The sequence below is a fragment of the Arthrobacter sp. TRD_SC_6 genome, assembly GCF_055361185.1.
Genome location: NZ_CM143953.1, coordinates 3,307,015 through 3,327,130, shown reverse-complemented (window position 1 = coordinate 3,327,130; position 20,116 = coordinate 3,307,015). Strand labels below are relative to the sequence as shown.

General features: G+C 63.1%; 19 protein-coding genes. 10 read left to right on the top strand and 9 right to left on the bottom strand.

Going from position 1 to position 20,116, the window contains the following annotated elements; translation table 11 throughout:
- Window positions 1-4: 4 nt before the first annotated feature.
- Window positions 5-826 (bottom strand): helix-turn-helix domain-containing protein, encoded by an 822-nt coding sequence (locus tag ACWA1U_RS15765; protein WP_463723097.1) that lies wholly within the window; start codon window positions 824-826, stop codon window positions 5-7.
- A gap of 51 nt (window positions 827-877) precedes the next feature.
- Between ACWA1U_RS15765 and ACWA1U_RS15760 the strand changes: the two genes are divergently transcribed.
- A complete protein-coding gene (locus ACWA1U_RS15760; RefSeq protein ID WP_463723096.1) occupies window positions 878-1,444 on the top strand; it encodes a maleylpyruvate isomerase family mycothiol-dependent enzyme in 567 nt (188 codons plus the stop codon).
- A gap of 16 nt (window positions 1,445-1,460) precedes the next feature.
- Here the strand turns inward: ACWA1U_RS15760 and ACWA1U_RS15755 are convergent, their stop codons facing one another.
- Complete coding sequence (locus ACWA1U_RS15755) at window positions 1,461-2,600, bottom strand: glutamate--cysteine ligase (protein ID WP_463723095.1); 1,140 nt, start codon at window positions 2,598-2,600, stop codon at window positions 1,461-1,463.
- 211 nt (window positions 2,601-2,811) lie between these two features.
- On the opposite strand from ACWA1U_RS15755, the gene ACWA1U_RS15750 reads away from it, so the two are divergent.
- Window positions 2,812-3,327, top strand: a complete 516-nt coding sequence (locus ACWA1U_RS15750; protein ID WP_463723094.1) for a DUF421 domain-containing protein — start codon at window positions 2,812-2,814, stop codon at window positions 3,325-3,327.
- Window positions 3,328-3,330: 3 nt separating this feature from the next.
- The gene (locus ACWA1U_RS15745; protein WP_463723093.1) at window positions 3,331-4,152 is read left to right on the top strand and encodes a shikimate 5-dehydrogenase; all 822 of its coding nucleotides are present in this window, start codon (window positions 3,331-3,333) and stop codon (window positions 4,150-4,152) included.
- Between the two features lie 8 nt (window positions 4,153-4,160).
- On the opposite strand, the gene ACWA1U_RS15740 is transcribed toward ACWA1U_RS15745, so the two are convergent.
- The 4 genes from ACWA1U_RS15740 to ACWA1U_RS15725 all read right to left on the bottom strand — a co-directional run bounded on the left by ACWA1U_RS15740 (window position 4,161) and on the right by ACWA1U_RS15725 (window position 7,719).
- Complete coding sequence (locus tag ACWA1U_RS15740) at window positions 4,161-5,375, bottom strand: class I SAM-dependent methyltransferase (protein WP_463723092.1); 1,215 nt, start codon at window positions 5,373-5,375, stop codon at window positions 4,161-4,163.
- Window positions 5,365-6,990 (bottom strand): peptide chain release factor 3, encoded by a 1,626-nt coding sequence (locus ACWA1U_RS15735; protein WP_463723091.1) that lies wholly within the window; start codon window positions 6,988-6,990, stop codon window positions 5,365-5,367. The genes ACWA1U_RS15740 and ACWA1U_RS15735 overlap by 11 nt, the downstream gene beginning before the upstream one ends.
- Before the next feature lie 98 nt (window positions 6,991-7,088).
- Window positions 7,089-7,307, bottom strand: coding sequence for an N-acetyltransferase family protein (locus ACWA1U_RS15730; protein WP_463723090.1), 219 nt, complete (start codon window positions 7,305-7,307; stop codon window positions 7,089-7,091).
- A complete protein-coding gene (locus ACWA1U_RS15725; protein ID WP_463723089.1) occupies window positions 7,300-7,719 on the bottom strand; it encodes a GNAT family acetyltransferase in 420 nt (139 codons plus the stop codon). The genes ACWA1U_RS15730 and ACWA1U_RS15725 overlap by 8 nt, the downstream gene beginning before the upstream one ends.
- A gap of 33 nt (window positions 7,720-7,752) precedes the next feature.
- On the opposite strand from ACWA1U_RS15725, the gene ACWA1U_RS15720 reads away from it, so the two are divergent.
- From ACWA1U_RS15720 to guaB, 5 genes are all read left to right on the top strand, one after another.
- Window positions 7,753-8,433, top strand: coding sequence for a nucleoside/nucleotide kinase family protein (locus ACWA1U_RS15720; protein WP_463723088.1), 681 nt, complete (start codon window positions 7,753-7,755; stop codon window positions 8,431-8,433).
- A gap of 430 nt (window positions 8,434-8,863) precedes the next feature.
- On the top strand, window positions 8,864-9,160 hold the full coding sequence (gene groES / locus ACWA1U_RS15715) for a co-chaperone GroES (RefSeq protein ID WP_167994065.1): 297 nt from the start codon (window positions 8,864-8,866) through the stop codon (window positions 9,158-9,160).
- A 112-nt stretch (window positions 9,161-9,272) separates the two neighbouring features.
- Window positions 9,273-10,886, top strand: coding sequence for a chaperonin GroEL (gene groL / locus ACWA1U_RS15710; RefSeq protein WP_463723087.1), 1,614 nt, complete (start codon window positions 9,273-9,275; stop codon window positions 10,884-10,886).
- Between the two features lie 183 nt (window positions 10,887-11,069).
- Window positions 11,070-13,112, top strand: a complete 2,043-nt coding sequence (locus ACWA1U_RS15705; protein WP_463723086.1) for an acyltransferase family protein — start codon at window positions 11,070-11,072, stop codon at window positions 13,110-13,112.
- Between the two features lie 150 nt (window positions 13,113-13,262).
- Window positions 13,263-14,771 carry an IMP dehydrogenase gene (gene guaB / locus ACWA1U_RS15700; RefSeq protein ID WP_463725068.1) on the top strand — a complete coding sequence of 503 codons (1,509 nt, stop codon included), beginning with the start codon at window positions 13,263-13,265 and terminating at the stop codon, window positions 14,769-14,771.
- 101 nt (window positions 14,772-14,872) lie between these two features.
- On the opposite strand, the gene ACWA1U_RS15695 is transcribed toward guaB, so the two are convergent.
- From ACWA1U_RS15695 to ACWA1U_RS15685, 3 genes are read right to left on the bottom strand one after another with little or no spacing between them, the layout of a single operon-like run.
- Entirely contained in the window at window positions 14,873-15,493 is a 621-nt protein-coding gene (locus ACWA1U_RS15695) for a hypothetical protein (RefSeq protein WP_463723085.1), read from the bottom strand.
- Window positions 15,490-16,134, bottom strand: coding sequence for a hypothetical protein (locus ACWA1U_RS15690; protein ID WP_463723084.1), 645 nt, complete (start codon window positions 16,132-16,134; stop codon window positions 15,490-15,492). The genes ACWA1U_RS15695 and ACWA1U_RS15690 overlap by 4 nt, the downstream gene beginning before the upstream one ends.
- A gap of 50 nt (window positions 16,135-16,184) precedes the next feature.
- The gene (locus tag ACWA1U_RS15685) at window positions 16,185-17,093 is read right to left on the bottom strand and encodes a hypothetical protein (protein WP_463723083.1); all 909 of its coding nucleotides are present in this window, start codon (window positions 17,091-17,093) and stop codon (window positions 16,185-16,187) included.
- Window positions 17,094-17,162: 69 nt separating this feature from the next.
- On the opposite strand from ACWA1U_RS15685, the gene ACWA1U_RS15680 reads away from it, so the two are divergent.
- Both ACWA1U_RS15680 and ACWA1U_RS15675 read left to right on the top strand, forming a co-directional pair.
- Window positions 17,163-18,302: a GuaB3 family IMP dehydrogenase-related protein gene (locus tag ACWA1U_RS15680; RefSeq protein ID WP_463723082.1), complete on the top strand. Its 1,140-nt coding sequence runs from the start codon at window positions 17,163-17,165 to the stop codon at window positions 18,300-18,302.
- Between the two features lie 49 nt (window positions 18,303-18,351).
- On the top strand, window positions 18,352-20,076 hold the full coding sequence (locus ACWA1U_RS15675; protein ID WP_463723081.1) for a glycerol-3-phosphate dehydrogenase/oxidase: 1,725 nt from the start codon (window positions 18,352-18,354) through the stop codon (window positions 20,074-20,076).
- Window positions 20,077-20,116: the final 40 nt, after the last annotated feature.

The window sequence follows — 20,116 nt, the reverse complement described above, 5'->3', positions numbered from 1 at the left end:
CGGATCAGGGGTTGTTCCGCTTGAGGTACTCGCCCGGAGTCATTCCGGTCACCTGTGAGAAGTCGCGGGTGAAGTGCGCCTGATCCGAGTAGCCGAGATCGGAAGCGACACTGCTGACTGTGCAGCCGCCCGCAGCAAGGCGAACGCCTGCTTCCTGGAGCCGCCGCCGCTGGATTAGCCATTTAGGGCTGAGGCCCAGCCGCTTCCGCGCGAGGCGCTGGAGCGCCCGCTCGTCCATCCCGGCATGCGCGGCAAGCTTGTCGACCCGGGTGAGGGACGGCGTTGTCTCCACATGGTCGGTGATCGCGTTGATGAGGAGTTCCTCGGGGTCCAGGGGGCCTAGCCCCGGACGCAGAGCCTCGGTGACTAGGTCGATGCAATGAGCGTGGACGGCGGGCGACGCCGGTGCCTCCGACATTTCCTGACGTACGGCGTGGATCACGGCATCCATCTCTGGACCCAACTCCTGGAGCGGAATCTCGTTACTCACAAGTTCCTTGAGCCGTTCGCCGTGCAGCCGGTAGCCCGCAGCGGCCTGTAAGAGGACACCGAATGCCCAGGATGTGCCGCTGAGTACCTTGTGGGAGAGCGCAAGCTCCGGTCCCTTGGCGATGGCGTAGTCCGGAGCGATCACCAACAGTGTGCTCGGATACTGGAGCACTTTTTGGTGGGAGGAGACGCCGTCGGGAAAATCCCAGACGGGAACCCAGTAGTGCCGGATGATATGAGCCACCCCGGCTCCCGGAGCATAACGGAAGAGTTGGGGAGCAGGGATCGAGGGATCCTGAAGTTGACCTCTGGAGATCGGATCGGTTTGGGGCCTCACCTGTCGGATTTTATCAAGACGGCGGTGATCAACGGCGGTTACGGTGATGGCATGACTACCTACACGGAATTGTTTCGGACTGAGGACGCCCGGCTGACGGAGGTCCTCGAAGACGTTGAGGACTGGGCTGCTGCAACACCCTGCACCGGGTGGACTGTGCAGGATGTTCTCGACCATCTCATCGATACCCAGCGGGATTTCCTCAACAAGCACGGCATTGACTTAGGGGACCGGCCGGACACTGCGGGGAATCCGGTGGGCGCCTGGGTGTACCACTCCTCCAAGGTGCAGAACGTGCTGGATACTGCGTCCCTCGCCGAGAAGTCTTTTGACGGCTTTTTCGGGCCTACCACCGTCGGCGTCACAATAGTGACCTTCTATGGGTTCGACCTGCTCGTGCACCGGTGGGATATTGCGCGCGGCGCCGGACGGGACACCTCCTTCAACGACTCCGAGCTCGACCTCATCGAGAAGTCGCTGGAGGGCTTCGGTGAGCACCTCTACATGGAGGGCATCTGCCGGCCCGCTCTTCCGGAACCGGAGGGCGCTGACCGGCAGACCCGGCTGCTTGCGCGGATGGGCCGTGACGCAGGTTGGCGGTCCGGTGTGAACGCCTGAATCCCCTGACCAGGGTTTAGCCGCGGAGCTGGCGCACCATATCGAGGACGACGGCGCTGAGGTCGCCATTGTTTTCTGCCGCCACACGACGTTGGCGCTGATAGCCAGCGCCGCGCTGAAGAATCTTCTCCACGTCGGCCAGTTCCTTCGAGCAGCCGAGCTTCGCCGCAACCGGTTCGAGCCGGTTCAGTTCGTCGGTGAGGTGCTCGGTGACCAGGCGTTCGTTACCGGCGGCGTCGAGGATGATGATCGCCTCGAGGCCGTAGCGGGCTGCGCGCCACTTGTTTTCCTGGATGTGCCAGGGCGGCATGGTGGGGATGGTGCCGCCGTCGTCGAGCGTTGTCGAAAAATCATCGACCAGGCACTGGGTCAGGGCGGCTACGGCGCCAACTTCCTCAAGGGTGGACAATCCGTCACACACACGCATCTCGATGGTGCCGAGATTGCCGACCGGACGGATGTCCCAGCGGATCTCGCTCACAGAGTCGATGACTCCGGTGGTGAACATGTCTTGTACGTACGCCTCGTAGTCGGTCCAGCTGGGGAACTGGAACGGAAGCCCCGCGGTGGGTAGCTGCTGGAACATCAACGAACGCTGGGAGGCGTAACCGGTGTCCTCGCCGCCCCAGAAGGGGGAGGACGCCGAGATCGCCTGGAAGTGGGGGAAGTAGTTGACCAGCCCATCGAGCACCGGCAGGGCCTTCTCGCGTGAATCGAGGCCTACGTGCACGTGCACCCCGTAGATCACCATCTGCTGGCCCCACCACTGGGTGCGGTCGATCAGCTTGGCATACCGTTCCTTGTCCGTCACCGGCTGGGAGCGCGGCGCACTGAACGGGTGTGATCCGGCGGAGAAAAGTTCCACGCCCATGGGATCCGTCACCTCGCGGACTGCGGCCAGGGACCGGCTGAGGTCCTCTTTCGCCTCGGCGACGGTGTGGCAGACGCCGGTCACAATCTCCACAGTATTGAGGAGCAGTTCCTGTTTGATGTGCGGGTGTTCCTCATCCGCCTGAAGCTCCGGGTGTCGCTCGTTGACTCCGCGCAGCACTTCCTTGGCCACCGAGACGAGGTCCCCGTTATACCGGTCCACCAGGGCAAGCTCCCACTCAACGCCGAGGGTGGACTGCTCTGACTGCGCGAACTCAAGCTTCAATGGTGCTCCTGACCGGTACCGGACGGTGGAATGAAAGTGGCCTCGGTATCGCGTCATCGCGTGTGAGAACTTAGCCCAATAGTAGTGCAGGCCTTGGTTCTCCCATGATTTTGGCAATGGGGGAGGGCTAGTGTGACGAGGGGGCGCCTGATGCGTCGGGGGTACGCATCGGGGTCAATGAAGCTTTGATTCCAAGAGACTGGAGACCAGCATGTGGTTCGACAATTGGTCCGACGTTGCCAGGGTCCTGTTGGTGGGCTCGGCTGCATACGCAGCGTTGGTTGTCCTTCTTCGGTTGTCCGGGAAGCGGACCCTCAGTCAGCTCAACGCGTTCGACTTCGTCATTACGGTGGCGTTCGGATCCACCTTGGCCACCATTTTTCTCAGCTCGGATGTGTCCTGGACGGAGGGTGTCTTTGCGCTTGGCCTGCTGGCGTCGCTGCAATTCGTTGTGGCCACCGTTTCATCACGATGGCCCCGTTCACGGACAGCCCTCGCCTCCAGGCCGGTGGTGCTTTTCAGCGACGGGTCAGTAGTGGAGGCAGCGCTCAAGTCACATCGGTTGACGAAATCCGAACTGCTGCAGGCTGTGCGCATGCAAGGCACCGGGGATCTCTCGCAGGTTGGTGCGATTGTCCTGGAAACCAACGGCAAGCTGAGCATTATCACGAAGTACAGCTACGGTGACGGATCAGCGTTGGAGGACGTGTTGGGCCTGCATAATTGACGGGTGCCAACGCTTAACAAAGACACCCTCCTCTGCATGTCGCTCGCAGCCCGGCCCAGCAATCTGGGGACCCGCTTCCACAACTGGTTGTACGGCGAGTTGAACCTCAACTTTGTCTACAAAGCCTTTACGACGACGGACCTCCCGGCCGCCATCGGAGGCGTACGGGCTCTGGGCGTTCGCGGGTGCGCGGTTTCGATGCCCTTCAAGGAAAGCGTTATTCCTCTGGTGGACCGTATGGATCCTTCCGCGCTTGCGATCGATTCCGTGAACACCATCGTGAACGACGACGGTATCCTCACCGCCTACAACACCGATTACCTCGCCGTCGCGGAACTCATCCGGCAGCGTTCGGAGGTGGCGCCTTCGTCGTCGGTCTTATTGCGCGGGTCAGGCGGCATGGCGAAGGCGGTTGCAGCGGCCCTGCGGGACGCCGGGTTCACGCGCGTCACTGTTCTTGCGCGTAACGAGGAAGCAGGCCGCAAGCTCGCCGGGCTCTACGGGTTCGGGTGGCAGGCTGAGCTGGGCGGTTCGACGGCTGACCTGCTGATCAACGTGACGCCCCTTGGCATGGCGGGGCAGGACGAAGCGGTCCAATCCTTCTCGGATGAGGCTGTTGCTGCAGCTCAGCTCGTGTTCGATGTGGTTGCGCTGCCGTCAGCCACCCCACTCATCCAGGCGGCAGAGCGAGCCGGTAAACCAGTCATCACGGGAGCTGAGGTTGCTGCGCTTCAGGCTGCGGAGCAGTTCGTGCTGTACACCGGAGTGCGGCCCTCCACAGACCAAATCCGAAGGGCAAGCGAGTTCTCGCGCCAGCCGGCATAATCTCCGCGCTAAACCCGTACCGGATCGACGACGACGGCTACGCGGTCTTCGCCGATCCGGGTCAGTACCAGCGTGGCTTTGGTGGTGGACTTCCTGGCGCCCGCGAGAAGCTGCTTCCGCAGTTCTTCGGGTGTCACGGAAGTGCCCCGCTTCTTGATGTCGAGCACGCCGATGCCGTTCGCTTTCACCCAGGACTTCAGCGCCTTCACGTTGTAAGGCATTACGTCGAGAATCCGGTATGCCTTGGCGAACGGGGTCTCGACCAGGCTGGGTGCACACAGGTAGGCGATCATCGGGTCAAGAAGGTGCGCGCCGATCTGCCGGGCCACGTCAGCCACCAGGCCCGAGCGGATGATCGCCCCGTCGGGTTCGTAAAGGTACCCCTCAACCGGACCCACGGGCGCGGCGTCCTCGTCACCGAAGTTAGAGTTGCTTGTCAGCTCGGAGGAACCCTTCGCGGCGATCAGCAGAGCGCTTCGGCGGACGTGCTCGCGCCGGAGGGTGTTGAACCAGAGCACCACTTCGGCCACGTCACCGTCCACGGAAATCCACTGGGCTTCACAGTCTGCGGGTATCGCGTCATGGGGTATGCCCGGCCCGAGCTTGACGCCCACGGGGAGTCCTTCGCCCGCAAGACCTTCCACGAAGGAAAGCGGTGGCGAGAACGCTTCCGGGTCGAACAGTCTCCGCGTGCCCGACGTCGAAGTGGACCTGCGCGCAGGGTCCAGCCACACGCCGTCGTACCCGGTCAGGTCGAAGCTCGCGGCGTCCGCATTCACTACGGTCGCGTTCGACCAGGGGAGCAGGTTCATCGTTGCAGCAGCGGCGGTGGTTTCATCGATTTCGACGGCGGTGACGTCGCGTTCGAGGGTGGCGAGGGCCATGGAATCCGCGCCGACGCCGCAGCCCAGATCGGCTACTTTCTGGAGTCCGGCGGTGACGTAACGCTGCGCATGACGTGCTGCGACGCTGAGCCGGGTTGCCTGTTCGAGGCCGGCCGGGGTGAAGAGCATGCGGTCCGCGAAGGGACCAAACTTTGACTGGGCTTTCGCGCGCAACCGGGACTGGGTGAGGGCTGCAGCAACGACCTCGGGGGAGTGCCCCGCGTTGCGCAGCTGCTCGTTGAGCCGGAGGCTTTCGGCTTCGGAGTACGGACCGAGCGAGTTGAGCAGTTCCCAGCCCTGTGGCGTGAGGATGGGGGCGAGGATGTCCTCAGTAGCCACGTGCTTCGCCCGCACTGGTGCCGATGGTGTCCAGGCGTAATTCCGGGCTATTCTTCTGCACCCGGCGCAGCGCCCAGACATCGGTGAAAAGGGCCAAATACTCGCCGTCGGAGCGGATGAGCACCTCCGCGCCCCGGACCGCACTGAGCGTGGCCTGTGCATCGCCCGAGGTTAGGCGGGCCAGCGAATAGGCCAGGGGCTCCATGCGCATCGGAGCGTTGAAGTCATGCTCCATACGGTCCTCGACCACCTCGAACTGCATGGGGCCGACGGCGGCCAGCACCGGCGCCTGGTCTCCGCGGAGGTCGGAGCGGAGGATCTGGATGATCCCCTCATGTCCCAGCTGCTCGATGCCGCGTCGGAACTGCTTGAACCGGCTCGGGTCCTTGGAACGGGCAACCCGGAAGTGTTCCGGGCTGAAAAGTGGGATCGGTGGGAATTCGACGGGCTCCTCGACGTACAGGCTGTCGCCCATCCGCAGGGCCGAAGCATTGACAAGTCCGACGACGTCGCCCGGCCACGCTTCATCGATGACCTCGCGCTCACGGCCGAAAAGCTGCTGCGCGTACTTGGTGGCGAAGGTCTTGCTTGAGTTGGCGTGAGTAACCACCATGCCGCGCTCGAAGACGCCGGAGCAGACCCGGATGAAGGCGACGTGGTCGCGGTGGGCGCGGTTCATGCCTGCCTGCACTTTGAAGACGAATCCGGAGAAGGGGGCATCGACGTCGCGCGCGTTCCCATTGATGTCCTTGCGTGGACCGGCGGCCGGGGCGAGGTCCACGAGTGCGTCAAGGATGTGCTTGACACCGAAGTTCAGCACCGCTGAGGAGAACAGGACCGGAGTGCCGGTCCCATCGTGGAAGCGTTCAATGGTAAACGGCAGGTTCGATTCGATGACGAGGGATGCTTCGTCGACGGCGTCCGTCCAGTTGCTGCCCTCCTGCTCCAGGGCCTCGGCTGGTGACAGGTGCTCTTCCACCGCCAGATTGGCTCCGGCGTTGTTGCGCGTGAACCGGACGAAGGAGTCGGTCTTGATGTCCCAGACGCCACGGAAGTCACCGGCAATCCCCACGGCCCAGGTGAGCGGCATGGGGATCAGGCCGGTGCGCTCGGTGATCTCATCCATCAGGGCGAGGGTGTCCAGGCCCGGCCGGTCCCATTTGTTGATGACCGTGATGATGGGGATGTTGCGCTGGCGGCAGACTTCAAAGAGCTTCATGGTCTGCGTCTCGAGGCCCTTCGCGGCGTCGATGAGCATGACCGCACAGTCGACGGCGGCGAGTACGCGGTAGGTGTCCTCGGAGAAGTCCGAGTGGCCCGGGGTATCCAGGAGGTTGATGACGGCGTCCCGGTAGGAGAACTGCAGGGCAGTGGAGCTGATGGAGATGCCGCGGTCCTTTTCCATCTGCATCCAGTCGGAGACGGTTTCCTTGCGGTTTTCCTTGCCGTTGGTAGCTCCGGCGGTACCGATGACCCGGGCGTGGAGTGCCAGGGCTTCCGTGAGGGTGGACTTGCCAGCGTCGGGGTGTGAGATGACAGCGAAGGTGCGTCGGCGGGACGCTTCCAGGGCGATTCCGCTGGAACTGCGGGTGGGGTGCTGGACCTGCTGCGTCACAAAACTGCTTCCATTTGCGTGGGAGTTTGGCCGGGGTGCCAGCTACCCATTCTAATCGCCGTGCCCGCTTCGCAGGATCGGCGCCCATTCGGCGTTCTTCAGTTTATGAGGTTCTGCGTCATCATTCCGACAGGGTTCTCGTCCCGCTCGGCGACGAAGGTCACCCTGGGGTTCGCCGCGACCCACTCAGTGAAGGTGCGTTCGAAGGTTGTGTCGTCGTTGTCGGCATTGCCCTGCTCAGCGGACCAATCAGCTCTGAGCCGTGCCAGCGCCGGCCAGTCCGCTTCGGTGGCTTCGCGGATGGTAATGTCAGGCATCGGCCCGCAGCCACTTTGCGCGGACCTCAACCTCGGAGCGTTCGTAGCCGAGGTGCTCGTAGAAGTCGATGACCTCGGTATTGCTCTCCCGGATCATCAACTGGATCTTCACTGCGCCGTGGCGGATGAGCCATTGCTCGCACGCGTCCATCATCCGCTTGCCGAGGCCCTGACCCTGATGGTCGGATGCAACGGCAAGGTAGTACACCCAGCCGCGGTGGCCGTCGTGGCCGACCATCGCCGTTCCGGCCAGCGCGTCGTCGATGACCCCGGCCAGCACCGTTGACGAGGGTCCATTCATCGCGCGGGACAGGTCCGCTTTCGGGTCGTTCCACGGACGGGTAAGGCCGGCCACCTCCCAGAGGTTCACGGCGTCGTCGTAGTGGCCAGGGGAGAGGTCCGAAATCTGCATCAGCCCAGTTTATGGCTGTTATACGCTCGCGGGATGGGTGGAACAGCAGACGACGACGGCGGTGTGCTGGCTACGGTGCTCGCCCGGGTTGGCGACCGGCGCGGCCGCGTGCTGATCGGCGTCGATGGGGTGGACGGTGCAGGCAAGACCATGCTCGCGGACGCGCTCGCCGTCGAGGCATCCAGCGCCGGCCACGCTGTGGTTCGGATCGGGCTGGACAACTTCATCAATCCGCGGGCGGTGCGTTACCGGCTGGGGCGCCATTCGCCCGTCGGGTTCTGGCTCGACACTTACAATTACGCCCGTTTCCGGGAGTGGGTAGTGGACCCGCTATCCCGGGACGGTGATGGCAGGTACCGGGAGGCCAGTCACGACGTCGACGCTGACCGCGATGTCGACCCATCGCCCGTGTTGGTGCCGTCGGACTGCCTTGTGATCGTGGATGGAATGTTTCTGCACCGTGACGAATTGCGCGGGGAGTGGGCAGTGTCCTTGTTCCTGGACGTCCCGTTCAGCGAGACGGGTCGGCGGATGGCAATACGCGACGGGTCGAACCCTGATCCGGATCATCCGAGCAGGTGCAGGTATGTCGATGGTCAGCGGCTCTACTTCGCCGAGTGTGATCCCGCATCTCGGGCGGACATTGTCATAGATAATTCGTCCCCGGCAGCCCGCCGGATCATTGGCGCCGACGAGGTCTCGTATCTGCAGTGATCCGTGGCGACTAGGGAGCAAGGTGGACAAAGAGAGCAGTATTTCGCCCACGGATGTCCGTCCTGCTCATTGCGGTGTCCGGTCTGCTCGCCCTGGCGTCCATCTCGCTCCTTCTGGCGCCCCGATCCGCTCGCCCGGTCTCCAATATCGATCGATAACCTCACAGCCGTCAGATAAACGTGCGCGGATGAAGATATCGATCGACATTTCACGGGCGGCATGAGAGGAAGCGCCGGTTAAATTGCGCCGAAAGCATGACGCACTGGCACTCACCTTGACCGAGTGCTAACCGTTTGCATAAAGTCGGACTTGGCACTCTCACCATGAGGGTGCTAATCCCTCGAGGACGCGCCAAACCGGCACCGCGACGACGGTCAGCGCCTGCTCGAAACCCAAAGATTCATCCAAACCAAGTGAAGGAGAGGTCCGAGTGTCGGTCTCTATCAAGCCTCTTGAAGATCGTATTGTTGTCCGGCCGCTGGAAGGCGAGCAGACCACTGCTTCCGGCCTGGTCATCCCGGACACCGCTAAGGAAAAGCCCCAGGAGGGCGAAGTCGTCGCAGTAGGCCCAGGCCGCGTTGACGACAACGGCAACCGCGTACCGGTGGACGTTTCCGAAGGCGACGTAGTCATCTACTCAAAGTACGGTGGCACTGAAGTCAAGCACGGCGGCCAGGAGTACCTGGTTCTTTCCGCCCGCGACGTTCTGGCGATCGTCGTCAAGTAGTTCTGCAAAGGAACCCCGGCCGGTTAGGCCGGGGTTCTTTCTGTCGGCCACCAGTGCCGGCCGCTACACCACACACATCACTGCACAAGCCTGAAAGGAACGAACTCAGATAATGGCAAAGCAGTTGGAGTTCAACGACGCCGCGCGCCGCAAGCTCGAGGCAGGCGTCGACAAGCTGGCCGACACCGTCAAGGTGACCCTCGGCCCACGGGGACGCAACGTCGTCCTCGACAAGAAGTGGGGCGCACCCACCATCACCAACGACGGCGTGACCATCGCCCGTGAGGTGGAGCTGGACGACCCCTTTGAGAACCTTGGCGCCCAGCTCGCCAAGGAAGTTGCGACCAAGACCAACGACGTCGCCGGTGACGGCACGACGACGGCCACCGTCCTCGCGCAGGCACTGGTAAAGGAAGGCCTCCGCAACGTTGCAGCAGGCGCCGCTCCCGGCGCACTGAAGCGCGGCATCGAGGTCTCTGTCGAGGCCGTTGCTGCCCGCCTCCTGGAGAACGCCCGCGAAGTTGTGGGCTCCCAGACAGCCAACGTTGCCGCTATCTCGGCTCAGAGCCAGGAGGTCGGCGACCTGCTGGCCGAGGCTTTCGAGAAGGTCGGCAAGGATGGCGTCATCACCATCGAGGAATCCTCAACCACCCAGACCGAACTTGTCCTCACCGAGGGCATGCAGTTCGACAAGGGTTACCTGAGCCCCTACTTCGTTACCGACGCCGAGCGCCAGGAAGCCGTCCTCGAAGACGCGCTGGTGCTCATCAACTCCGGCAAGATCTCGGCGCTGCAGGAATTCCTGCCGTTGCTCGAGAAGGCGTTGGGTGCAGGCAAGCCGCTGTTCATCATCGCTGAAGACATCGAGGGTGAAGCACTGTCCACCCTCGTGGTGAACCGTATCCGCGGCACCCTGAATGTGGTTGCCGTCAAGGCTCCCGGATTCGGTGACCGCCGCAAAGCCATGCTCCAGGACATCGCGACCCTTACCGGCGCACAGGTTGTCTCGCCTGACCTCGGCCTCAAGCTGGACCAGGTTGGCCTCGAGGTCCTCGGCACTGCCCGCCGCATCACCGTGACGAAGGACAACACCACCATCGTCGACGGCGCAGGCAGCGAGCAGGATGTCGCAGACCGCGTAGCTCAGATCCGCGCTGAGGTTGAGCGCACCGATTCCGATTGGGACCGCGAGAAGCTCCAGGAGCGCCTCGCCAAGCTTTCGGGCGGTGTCGGCGTGATCAAGGTCGGCGCAGCCACCGAGGTTGAGCTGAAGGAAAAGAAGCACCGCATCGAGGACGCAGTGTCCTCAACCCGCGCAGCCCTTGAAGAGGGCATCGTGGCCGGTGGCGGTTCTGCCCTGATCCATGCGTCCAAGGCGCTGGATGAGGACCCTGAAGTCCTCAAGCTCGAGGGTGACGCCGCTACCGCCGTCGGCCTTGTCCGCCGCGCTCTCGTCCAGCCGCTGCGCTGGATCGCCGAGAACGCCGGCCACGAGGGCTACGTTGTGATCGACAAGGTCAGTCAGCTCGAGGTCGGTCACGGCTTCAACGCTGTCTCCGGCGAGTACGAGAACCTGGTCGACGCAGGCATCATCGACCCCGTCAAGGTCACCCGCTCTGCTCTGCGCAACGCAGCGTCAATCGCCGCACTGGTCCTCACCACCGAAACACTGGTGGTCGAGAAGCCGGCTGACGACGACGAGCAGGCCCACGGCCACAGCCACTAAGCTTGTTCTATAGGTACACGCCTCGCCCTGTTTCAGGGCGGGGCGCTCCTATGCCCGGCGGTTTCGGGAAGACCGGAACCGCCTGGGTTGCGCGCACCCGACCTTGAATTTTTTGCCATCCCGCCGGACAAATCGCTGGCGGGTCCGACCACGTGCTTCCCCCTGGCCCGGAAGGTATCCTCTATGGCTCCCAGACACCTCAATGACCCATCAGGGGTTCCAGTGGAGACGGTAAAGAAACCCGGTTACCGCCACGAGGTCCAGGGGTTGCGCGCGCTCGCCGTTCTCATGGTCGTCGTCTACCACGTCTGGCTCGGCCGTGTGTCGGGCGGCGTGGATGTGTTCCTGCTGATTTCCTCATTCCTCCTCACGCTCTCCTTCACACGGAAGGTCGAGTCGCAGAGGCCGCTCGAACTGCTTAGGTACTGGGCACACATCTTCAAACGGCTCTTGCCTCTCGCGTCGGTCACCATTGTCGCCACCCTCGCAGGGGTCTTCCTGCTGGTTCCCCAGACTCGATGGCAGTCCGTCTTCGATGAGGCCTGGGCCGCCCTCTTCTACTACGAGAACTGGCTGCTTGCCGCCAACTCGGTTGACTATTATGCGGCTGACCACAGCACCGCGAGTCCTTTCCAGCACTTCTGGTCGCTGTCAATTCAAGGGCAGGTGTTCATTCTGTGGCCGCTATTGTTTGCTGTGGCAGCACTGGCGTCCGCCAGGTGGAAGCTCAAGCCGCGTTCAGTGCTGATATGGATGTTTTCACTAATATTCATTGCGTCGCTGGCCTTCTCCGTATGGCAGACGCTCACCAACCAGTCTTTCGCATACTTCGACACCCGGACACGCCTCTGGGAGTTCGCGCTCGGTTCACTGATTGCCCTTCTCCTGCCCTGGTTCCGACTTTCCGTAGTGATGCGGGTGGTGTGTGGCTGGGGCGGCATTGTGGCGATGCTTCTGGTGGGTATTGTGCTCGACGTCGAACAGCAATTTCCTGGCTATGTGGCCCTCTGGCCGACCGTTGCAGCTGCCGCGGTGCTAATCTCCGGTTCCTCCGGCAGTCCTTTCGGGGTGGATCGCCTTCTTCGCTCAAAACCATTCGTAGCCCTCGGCGACGCCTCCTACGCCCTCTACCTTGTGCACTGGCCGTTGCTGGTGATTTTCCTCGTCGTGATGGACAGGCAGGAAGCAGGGCCCCGCTCCGGTGCCGCCATAATCCTGCTCTCGGTAGCACTTGCTCTGGCCGCCACCCGTTTCATCGACAAGCCCTTGCGTTCCCTCAAGTGGGCCGAAAAGAAGAGGCGCCGTTCCGCCGTCGTGATTGCTGCTGCTGCGCTATGCGTCAGTGTGCCGCTCGGGGGGTGGCAGTTACAGGTATGGGCGGCAGGCAAGGGCTCCGACGCTAATAACCCAGGGGCGGCATCGCTACGGCCAGGGTTTGTATTCGCCGGAGATCCTGAAGCGCCTCTGGTGCCGGCGATGACTGCACTCGACCAGGAGTGGGTCTGGCTCAAGGAAGCTTGCTCCAACGAAAGGAACGCCTCGGATTTCGGGATCCTGCAGGCCGGGTGCACTGAAGCAACCGTGGCCGACCCAAGCGGTCTCGCAGTGGTGGTCGGGGCCTCTCACCCTCAGCAGTGGGTCGCCGCCATTGAGCCCTTGGCTAAGCGGAACAACTGGGACCTGGTGGTGCTTCGAAAGGGCCAGTGTCCGTTCGGCGCTCCCATCGGGGTGCACTTCGAGGGCTGCGAGGACTGGAACTCTGCAGCTTTGGAGTACCTCGACAGTATTGATGCTGACGTTGTTTTCACTGTGGCCTCGTCGTCACATCACACGCGCCCTGAAGACCTCCTGGTATCTGGATACGAGGACGCCGTCCGCCAAATGACCGGCAACGGAGCTGAGGTGGTGGCCATCCGCGACAACCCGCGCTATCCCTTCAAGGTCCCAGAATGCGTGGAGCGTAACGGCGCCGATTCCCCTGAGTGCGCGGCGCCGGTGGGTGACAAACTGGCCCCCCAGAATCCCGTTGCCGGACTTGATGATCGCTATCCCGGACTCCACGTGCTCGACATGACCGATCTAGTCTGTCCGGAGGGCATGTGCCGGCCTGTTATCGGAAAGGTCCTGGTCTATATGGATGACAACCACCTCAGCGCCACGTACATCCGTAGTATGCAACGCACGTTTGACGAACGGGTTTCAGCGCTGCTTGACGGGGCGATGTGATGCATTCAACGTTCCGTGGGCGCCCCTGGCAGGCCATCCCGGAATAGAGTTGCTTTGCCATTCGTTCTAAGATTGAAGCCGCACAACCGGCTGATCGAAGCCGATTGTACGTCCTCCATACCCCGCGAAAGAGGCGCCGCGTTGAGCGAACTGTCGACCCCCCATGATCCCTTTGGCTTTGTCGGCCTGACCTACGACGACGTACTGCTCCTGCCCGGCCACACCGACGTCATTCCTTCGGAAGCCGACACTTCGTCGCGGGTGTCAAAGCGCATCACAGTCCAGACGCCCCTGCTTTCATCGGCAATGGATACGGTGACCGAAGCCCGCATGGCGATTGCCATGGCGCGCCAGGGCGGTCTCGGCGTCATTCACCGCAACCTTTCAATAGCTGACCAGGCGGAACAGGTGGACCGCGTCAAGCGCAGCGAGTCCGGCATGATCACCAACCCGGTCACCATTGGCCCCGACGAAACACTCAAGGAACTCGACGACCTCTGCGGCCACTACCGGGTCTCCGGCCTTCCCGTGGTCGACGGCGGGGGAAAGCTCCTCGGCATCGTCACCAACCGCGACACCCGGTTCGTCTCCGAGCATGAATTTCCCCATCGCCTGGTTCGCGAGGTCATGACCCCGATGCCGCTGATCACGGGCCATGTGGGCATCAGCGGGGATGACGCAATCGGCCTCCTCGGCAAGAACAAGATCGAGAAACTTCCCCTGGTTGATGACGCTGGGATTCTCCGCGGGCTCATCACCGTCAAGGACTTCACCAAGGCCGAGCAGTACCCCCTATCCACCAAGGACGACGACGGCCGCCTCAGCGTTGGCGCGGCAATCGGCTTCTTCGGCGACGGTTGGGAGCGCGCCATGGCGCTGGTCGACGCCGGAGTGGACGCGCTCTTCGTTGACACCGCCAACGGCCACAGCGCCGGTGTGCTGGAAATGATTGCCCGGCTCAAGGCCGAGAAATCCGCCGCGCACGTCGACATCATCGGTGGGCAGGCCGCCACCCGTGAAGGAGCGCAGGCACTGATCGACGCCGGTGCGGACGGCATCAAGGTGGGAGTGGGCCCCGGCTCCATCTGCACCACCCGCGTGGTTGCCGGCGTCGGCGTTCCGCAGGTCACCGCAATCTACGAGGCAGCCAAGGCGGCAATTCCAGCGGGCGTTCCGGTCATCGCCGACGGCGGACTCCAGTACTCGGGTGATATCGGCAAGGCGCTGGTTGCCGGTGCCGACACCGTGATGCTTGGCTCGCTCCTGGCCGGTTCTGCCGAGGCTCCAGGTGAGCTGATCTTTGTCAACGGCAAGCAGTACAAGACCTACCGGGGCATGGGCTCGCTCGGCGCCATGCAGACCCGCGGGAAGAACACCTCGTACTCCAAGGACCGCTACTTCCAGGCTGACGTCACGGGCGACGACAAGCTCATCCCAGAGGGCGTCGAGGGGCGCGTGGCCTACCGCGGGCCCCTCTCGTCAGTCGCGTACCAACTGGTCGGCGGCCTTCGTCAGACAATGTTCTACACGGGTGCACGCACTATCGGGGAGCTCAAGGCCAAGGGGAAGTTCGTCCGGATTACCGCTGCCGGCCTGAAGGAATCGCACCCACACGACATCCAGATGACTGTGGAAGCCCCGAACTACGGGAGCAAGTAGCCCCCACGCACAGAAACTGCCCTTACCTGCAGGTCTGCCGGTTCGAAGCGACAGATCCACGGGTAAGGGCAGTTTCTGGTTTCTATGGTGTTTTCCAGTGATTAGAGCGGCCCAAAGGGCAGCCGCCCGCTGGGATCGTTGTACGTCTGCGCCATGGCCTCCAACTCCTGGCGCAGGCGGGCATCACTCCCAACCCGCTCCCGGAAGAGCCTGTCCGAGTTCTCGATGCGCCACGCCGGAATGACAAGCGTGCCGATAAACAGGCCTGTAAGGAAAATCAACGCGGCAACTCCGCCAGCCACGGATCCGGCGCTCAGGTCTGCCTGGCCGGAGAGCATTACTACCACCAGAATTACCGAAATACCCACTGCCACCAGTGCGACGCCCGTCCAAGCTCCCCGCACCGTCCGGGGTGCGCGGGACGACGCCGGGAACCGGTGTGAAGGAACCGCGCGGCTGCGCCGGCGAAGGTGAGCCAAAACGGCGAACAACGCGAGCATGAGGCCGGGAACGGCTGCGTACAGAACGGCTGCAGGAACGAAGAACGCCAGCACTACAGCGAGCAGGAGCAGCCAGGCAGCCCAGAAGTACATCATCAGGCCTGTCGCCTTGCTTTGGGCGTCGTTGAGCGCCATTCGCCTGAGGACGCTCTGCGACCCGTGCCCTGCCTGGCCAAGCTGCGGTGACATCCAGTATTCGAGCGGGCGTGGATTCTGGATCACGCTGGCGCAACGGTCCCTTCATCCAGGTCGAGGGCTCTCTCGAATGCATTGAGTGCCTCCGCCTCGGGCACAACTTCCTTCACCAGGTCATCGCCTTCACCAATGGCGAGGTGCCACACCCCTGATTCGTCGACCATGAGGTTGGCGGTCCTGGCCTGAGCGTCGAGCCCGTGATGCTTGATCTGAACGGCCATCGGGCGGCTTTGCTCAGGGTTCTGAAGGTAGTGTGTTGCGGCGTCGATCCCGAAGTGCAGGATGGGCTGCTCGTTCTTCAGCGGGGTAAGCCCATGGGTTCCGTCACCGTTGACGTTCGCCACGAAGGCTCCGCCAGCAGATGAGACGGCGAACATCACGTGGCTGTCCGCCGGAGTGACCAGGGCGATTTCAAGCCATTCTCCAGCGGTTGCCATCACTGCGGTGAGGAACTCGGCCGGTCCCTGCACAATGAGGTCGCCGCTGTTGATTTCCGCGAGCCTGCGGACAAGCAGCGTGGTCATGCCAGCTTTGACCAGCTGTTCGTTTTCGGCTTGCGGAGTCAACCGGAAGATCTCCCGGGTGATTGCGGTTGATTCGCCGTCGTTGAACGCGAGCAGCGCCAAAATTTCGTGTTCAGTCAGCTGTAGCGGTTCAGTGGTGGTCAATGCTCTCTCCCGGGTTGGTGGTTACAGGCAGTTTCCGTGACACGACGCTACTATCCGAACGCCCAATTCCATGCGTCCTTTGCTCCATCCGCCACAGCGTCAGCTCCATCGGAGATGGCATCACCGGCGTCGGACGCGAAATCGGTGATTCTTTCGGTGACGGGGACGTCACCGGAAAGGAACTGGGCGCCGGCCCACACCAGGGAGGCAGCCGCGAAGAACGGAGCCGCAGGGGTAGGCGTAAGACTGCCCGCTGCCAGAATGGTGGTGATGGCGCCGTCGGCAATCACGTGGCCATCGCCGGACTGGATTCCCTGGTAGGTCTGCCCAAGCCCGGTGAGAATGCTCAAGCCACCGGCAAATTTCCCGGCCAGGTTCAGGCCATTGAGCAGTTGGGTTCCGCGGATGTACCCGACGCCGGGAGCAACCCCGAAGTTGGGTGTCAACAAATCAGCCCGAGCCATGGCGGTCAGGAGGCGCTCGGCGCCGAGGCCGCCCGCTGATGCCACCCAGTTAGCGATCTGGTACGGCGGGAAGGCGCCGAGGTCTCCAAACCCGTTGCCGAGCAGGTCCAAAAGACCCTGCCCATCGAGGTCTTCACTGGATCCGGCGGGCGTGGTGTCGGGATTTCCCGAGCCTCCTGATCCACCGGAGCCACCGGTACCGCCCGAGCCGCTTCCGCCGCCGTCGTCGTTGCTCGTGCTTTCCTGCTGGGAGGCCTGATCGACGAGGAGTCGGGACTGCTGTTCCAGCATGGAGGCGCTCTGGTTGAGCTGCACCCGGATGGTGGTGTGCCACCTGTTCTTGAACCCGGCGGCGTCAGGGCCGTTCCATGGGATCCCGTTCAACAGAGCGGTGATGGTCTGGTCAGCGGTGGTGATGGTCTGACTGGAGGTCCCCATCGATTGGGCAAGGCTGCGCAACTGTTCGGGATTTGCGCCAATCAACTCACTTGTCATGTTTTGACTCTAAAGTGCTTTGCCGCAAGCCGCGATGGGCACTTCTCCCCGCTGGGATAACCTTGTGCAGTGACTTACGAGATTGAGATCGGCCGAGCAAAACGCGGACGCAGGGCGTATTCCCTTGATGACCTTGCGGTGGTGCCTTCGCGGCGCACCCGCGATCCTCACGACGTCTCAGTGCAGTGGCAGATTGACGCCTACCAGTTCGAGATGCCCGTGATCGCGGCTCCCATGGACTCCGTGATGTCCCCGGCAACAGCTATCGCGATGGGCAAGCTTGGCGGGCTCGGTGTCCTTAACCTCGAGGGACTCTGGACCAGGTACGAGGATCCAACGTCCGTGCTCGAAGAGATTGCCGGGCTGTCCACCGAGACCTTCAGCCCGACCGCCACCCGACGCATGCAGGAGCTGTACGAGGCCCCGGTCCAGCCTGAACTGATCACCAGCCGCCTGGCTGAAATGCGCGACGCCGGCGTGACCGTTGCCGGGGCCCTCACCCCGCAACGCACCCAGCAGTTCTACAAGACGGTCCTTGCCGCTGGCGTTGACATCTTCGTCATCCGCGGGACCACAGTCTCCGCCGAGCACGTTTCCAAGAATGAGGAACCGCTCAACCTGAAGCAGTTCATCTACGAACTCGACGTTCCGGTGATCGTCGGCGGCGCGGCCGGTTACACGCCCGCACTCCACCTCATGCGAACTGGTGCTGCAGGGGTCCTGGTGGGCTTCGGCGGGGGAGCGACGACGACGACCCGCCGCGCCCTCGGAATCCACTCACCGATGGCGTCAGCCATTTCGGACGTCGCCGCCGCGCGCCGTGACTATCTTGACGAGTCCGGTGGCCGCTACGTCCACGTCATCGCCGACGGCGGTATGGGTACCAGCGGTGACATCGTGAAGGCAATCGCCGTCGGTGCTGACGCCGTCATGCTCGGATCTGCGCTGGCCCGCGCCGAGGAAGCTCCCGGCCAGGGCTGGCACTGGGGACAGGAAGCGCACCATGATGAGCTTCCCCGTGGTGACCGTGCGAACGTTGGCATGGTCGGACCGCTGAAAGAGGTGCTGTGGGGCCCGTCCCACCACACCAACGGAACCTCCAACCTGATCGGTGCCCTGCGCCGCGCGATGGCAACCACCGGCTACTCGGACCTGAAGGAATTCCAGCGGGTCGAGGTAGTTCTCTCGCCCTACCTTTCCAACGGCTGATTGCCTAGAGTTGGGGGACCAACCGGCTACAGCGAAGGTGGATCCGGCCATGATTAAAGGCGCCCTCAGCCCACAACAGCGAGAAGAGTCACTCGCCGCACTCAAAGCATCCACTGAATCCGGCAAGGAACTGGACATCCTCATCGTGGGAGGCGGCGTCGTCGGCGTTGGGTCCGCTCTGGACGCAGTGACCCGAGGGCTCGACGTCGGAATCGTGGAAGCGAGGGACTGGGCGTCAGGCACATCCTCCCGCTCCTCCAAGCTGATCCACGGCGGCCTGCGCTACCTGGAGATGCTTGACTTCGCCCTGGTGCAGGAGGCATTGAAGGAACGGGGGCTGCTGATCCAGCGGATCGCACCCCACCTCGTGAAGCCGGTGCCGTTCCTGTACCCGCTGACCAAGCGCTTCATTGAGCGGCCCTACGTCGGTGCGGGGATCATGCTGTATGACACCATGAGCATGAGCTCAGGCAATTCCCGCGGTGTCCCCATGCACAAGCATCTCTCCCGGAGAGGAACGCTTCGCGCGGCCCCCAGCCTCAAGGACGACGCCATGGTCGGCTCGATCCGGTACTACGACGCCCAGGTGGATGACGCCCGGTACGTGGTGAACATGATCCGTACCGCCGCCGCGTATGGGGCCAAAGCCGCAAACCGGGTATCTGTCGTCGATTTCCTCCGCGAGGGTGAACGCGTGGTCGGTGCTCGGGTGAAGGACCAGGAGACCGGCGAGGAATTCAGCATCCGGGCCAAGCAGATCGTGAACGCCACGGGCGTGTGGACCGATGAAACCCAGGCCATGGTGACAGACCGCGGGCAGCTCAAGGTACGCGCTTCCAAGGGCATTCACCTGGTGGTCCCGCGTGACCGGTTCCAGTCCACGGTCGGTCTGATTCTTCGCACCGAGAAATCGGTGCTCTTTGTCATCCCCTGGGGCCGGCATTGGATCATCGGAACCACAGACACTGACTGGGACCTGGACAAGGCCCACCCCGCTGCATCGTCGAAAGACATTGACTACATCCTCGAGCATGTGAACAAGGTCCTGAAACGGCCGCTCACCCGTGAGGATGTTGAGGGCGTGTACGCAGGGCTGCGGCCGCTGCTGGCAGGTGAAAATGACTCGACCGCAAAACTCTCCCGCGAACACGTTGTGGCCCATCCGGTGCCGGGACTCGTCGTCGTCGCCGGCGGAAAGTGGACCACCTACCGCGTGATGGCGAAGGACGCCGTTGATGAGGCTACGCGTGCGCTGGATGAGCGTGTGCCCAGCAGCTGCACTGAAACCGTTCCGCTCCTCGGCGCCGAGGGGTACAAGGCCGCGTGGAACAAGCGCGCCCGGACCGCCGAATCTTCGGGGGTGCATGTTGCCCGCGTCGAGCACCTGCTGCAGCGTTACGGCACCCAGGCCGAGCACATCGTCGCGCTCATCCGTGAGAAGCCCGAGCTCGGCGAGCCGTTGCCCGGAGCCGACGATTACCTGGGCGCCGAAGTGGTGTTCGCAGTGACCCACGAGGACGCCCGTCATGTTGACGACGTCCTCACCCGCCGCACCCGGATCTCCATTGAGTCCTGGGACCGCGGCGTCTCGGCCGCGCCCGTCGTCGCCGGGCTGATGGCGCCTTACCTGACCTGGAGCGAGGCGCAGGTGGACCGTGAGGTCAAGCACTACGTCGCGCGGGTGGAAGCCGAAAGGCTGAGCCAGGAACAGCCCGACGACGAATCGGCGGACAGCGCGCGCATGGGGGTCGAGGACATCGTCCCCCTAAGCTGAAGACCTACCGACTACCGGCGCATCCCGCCCGGCACGTTTA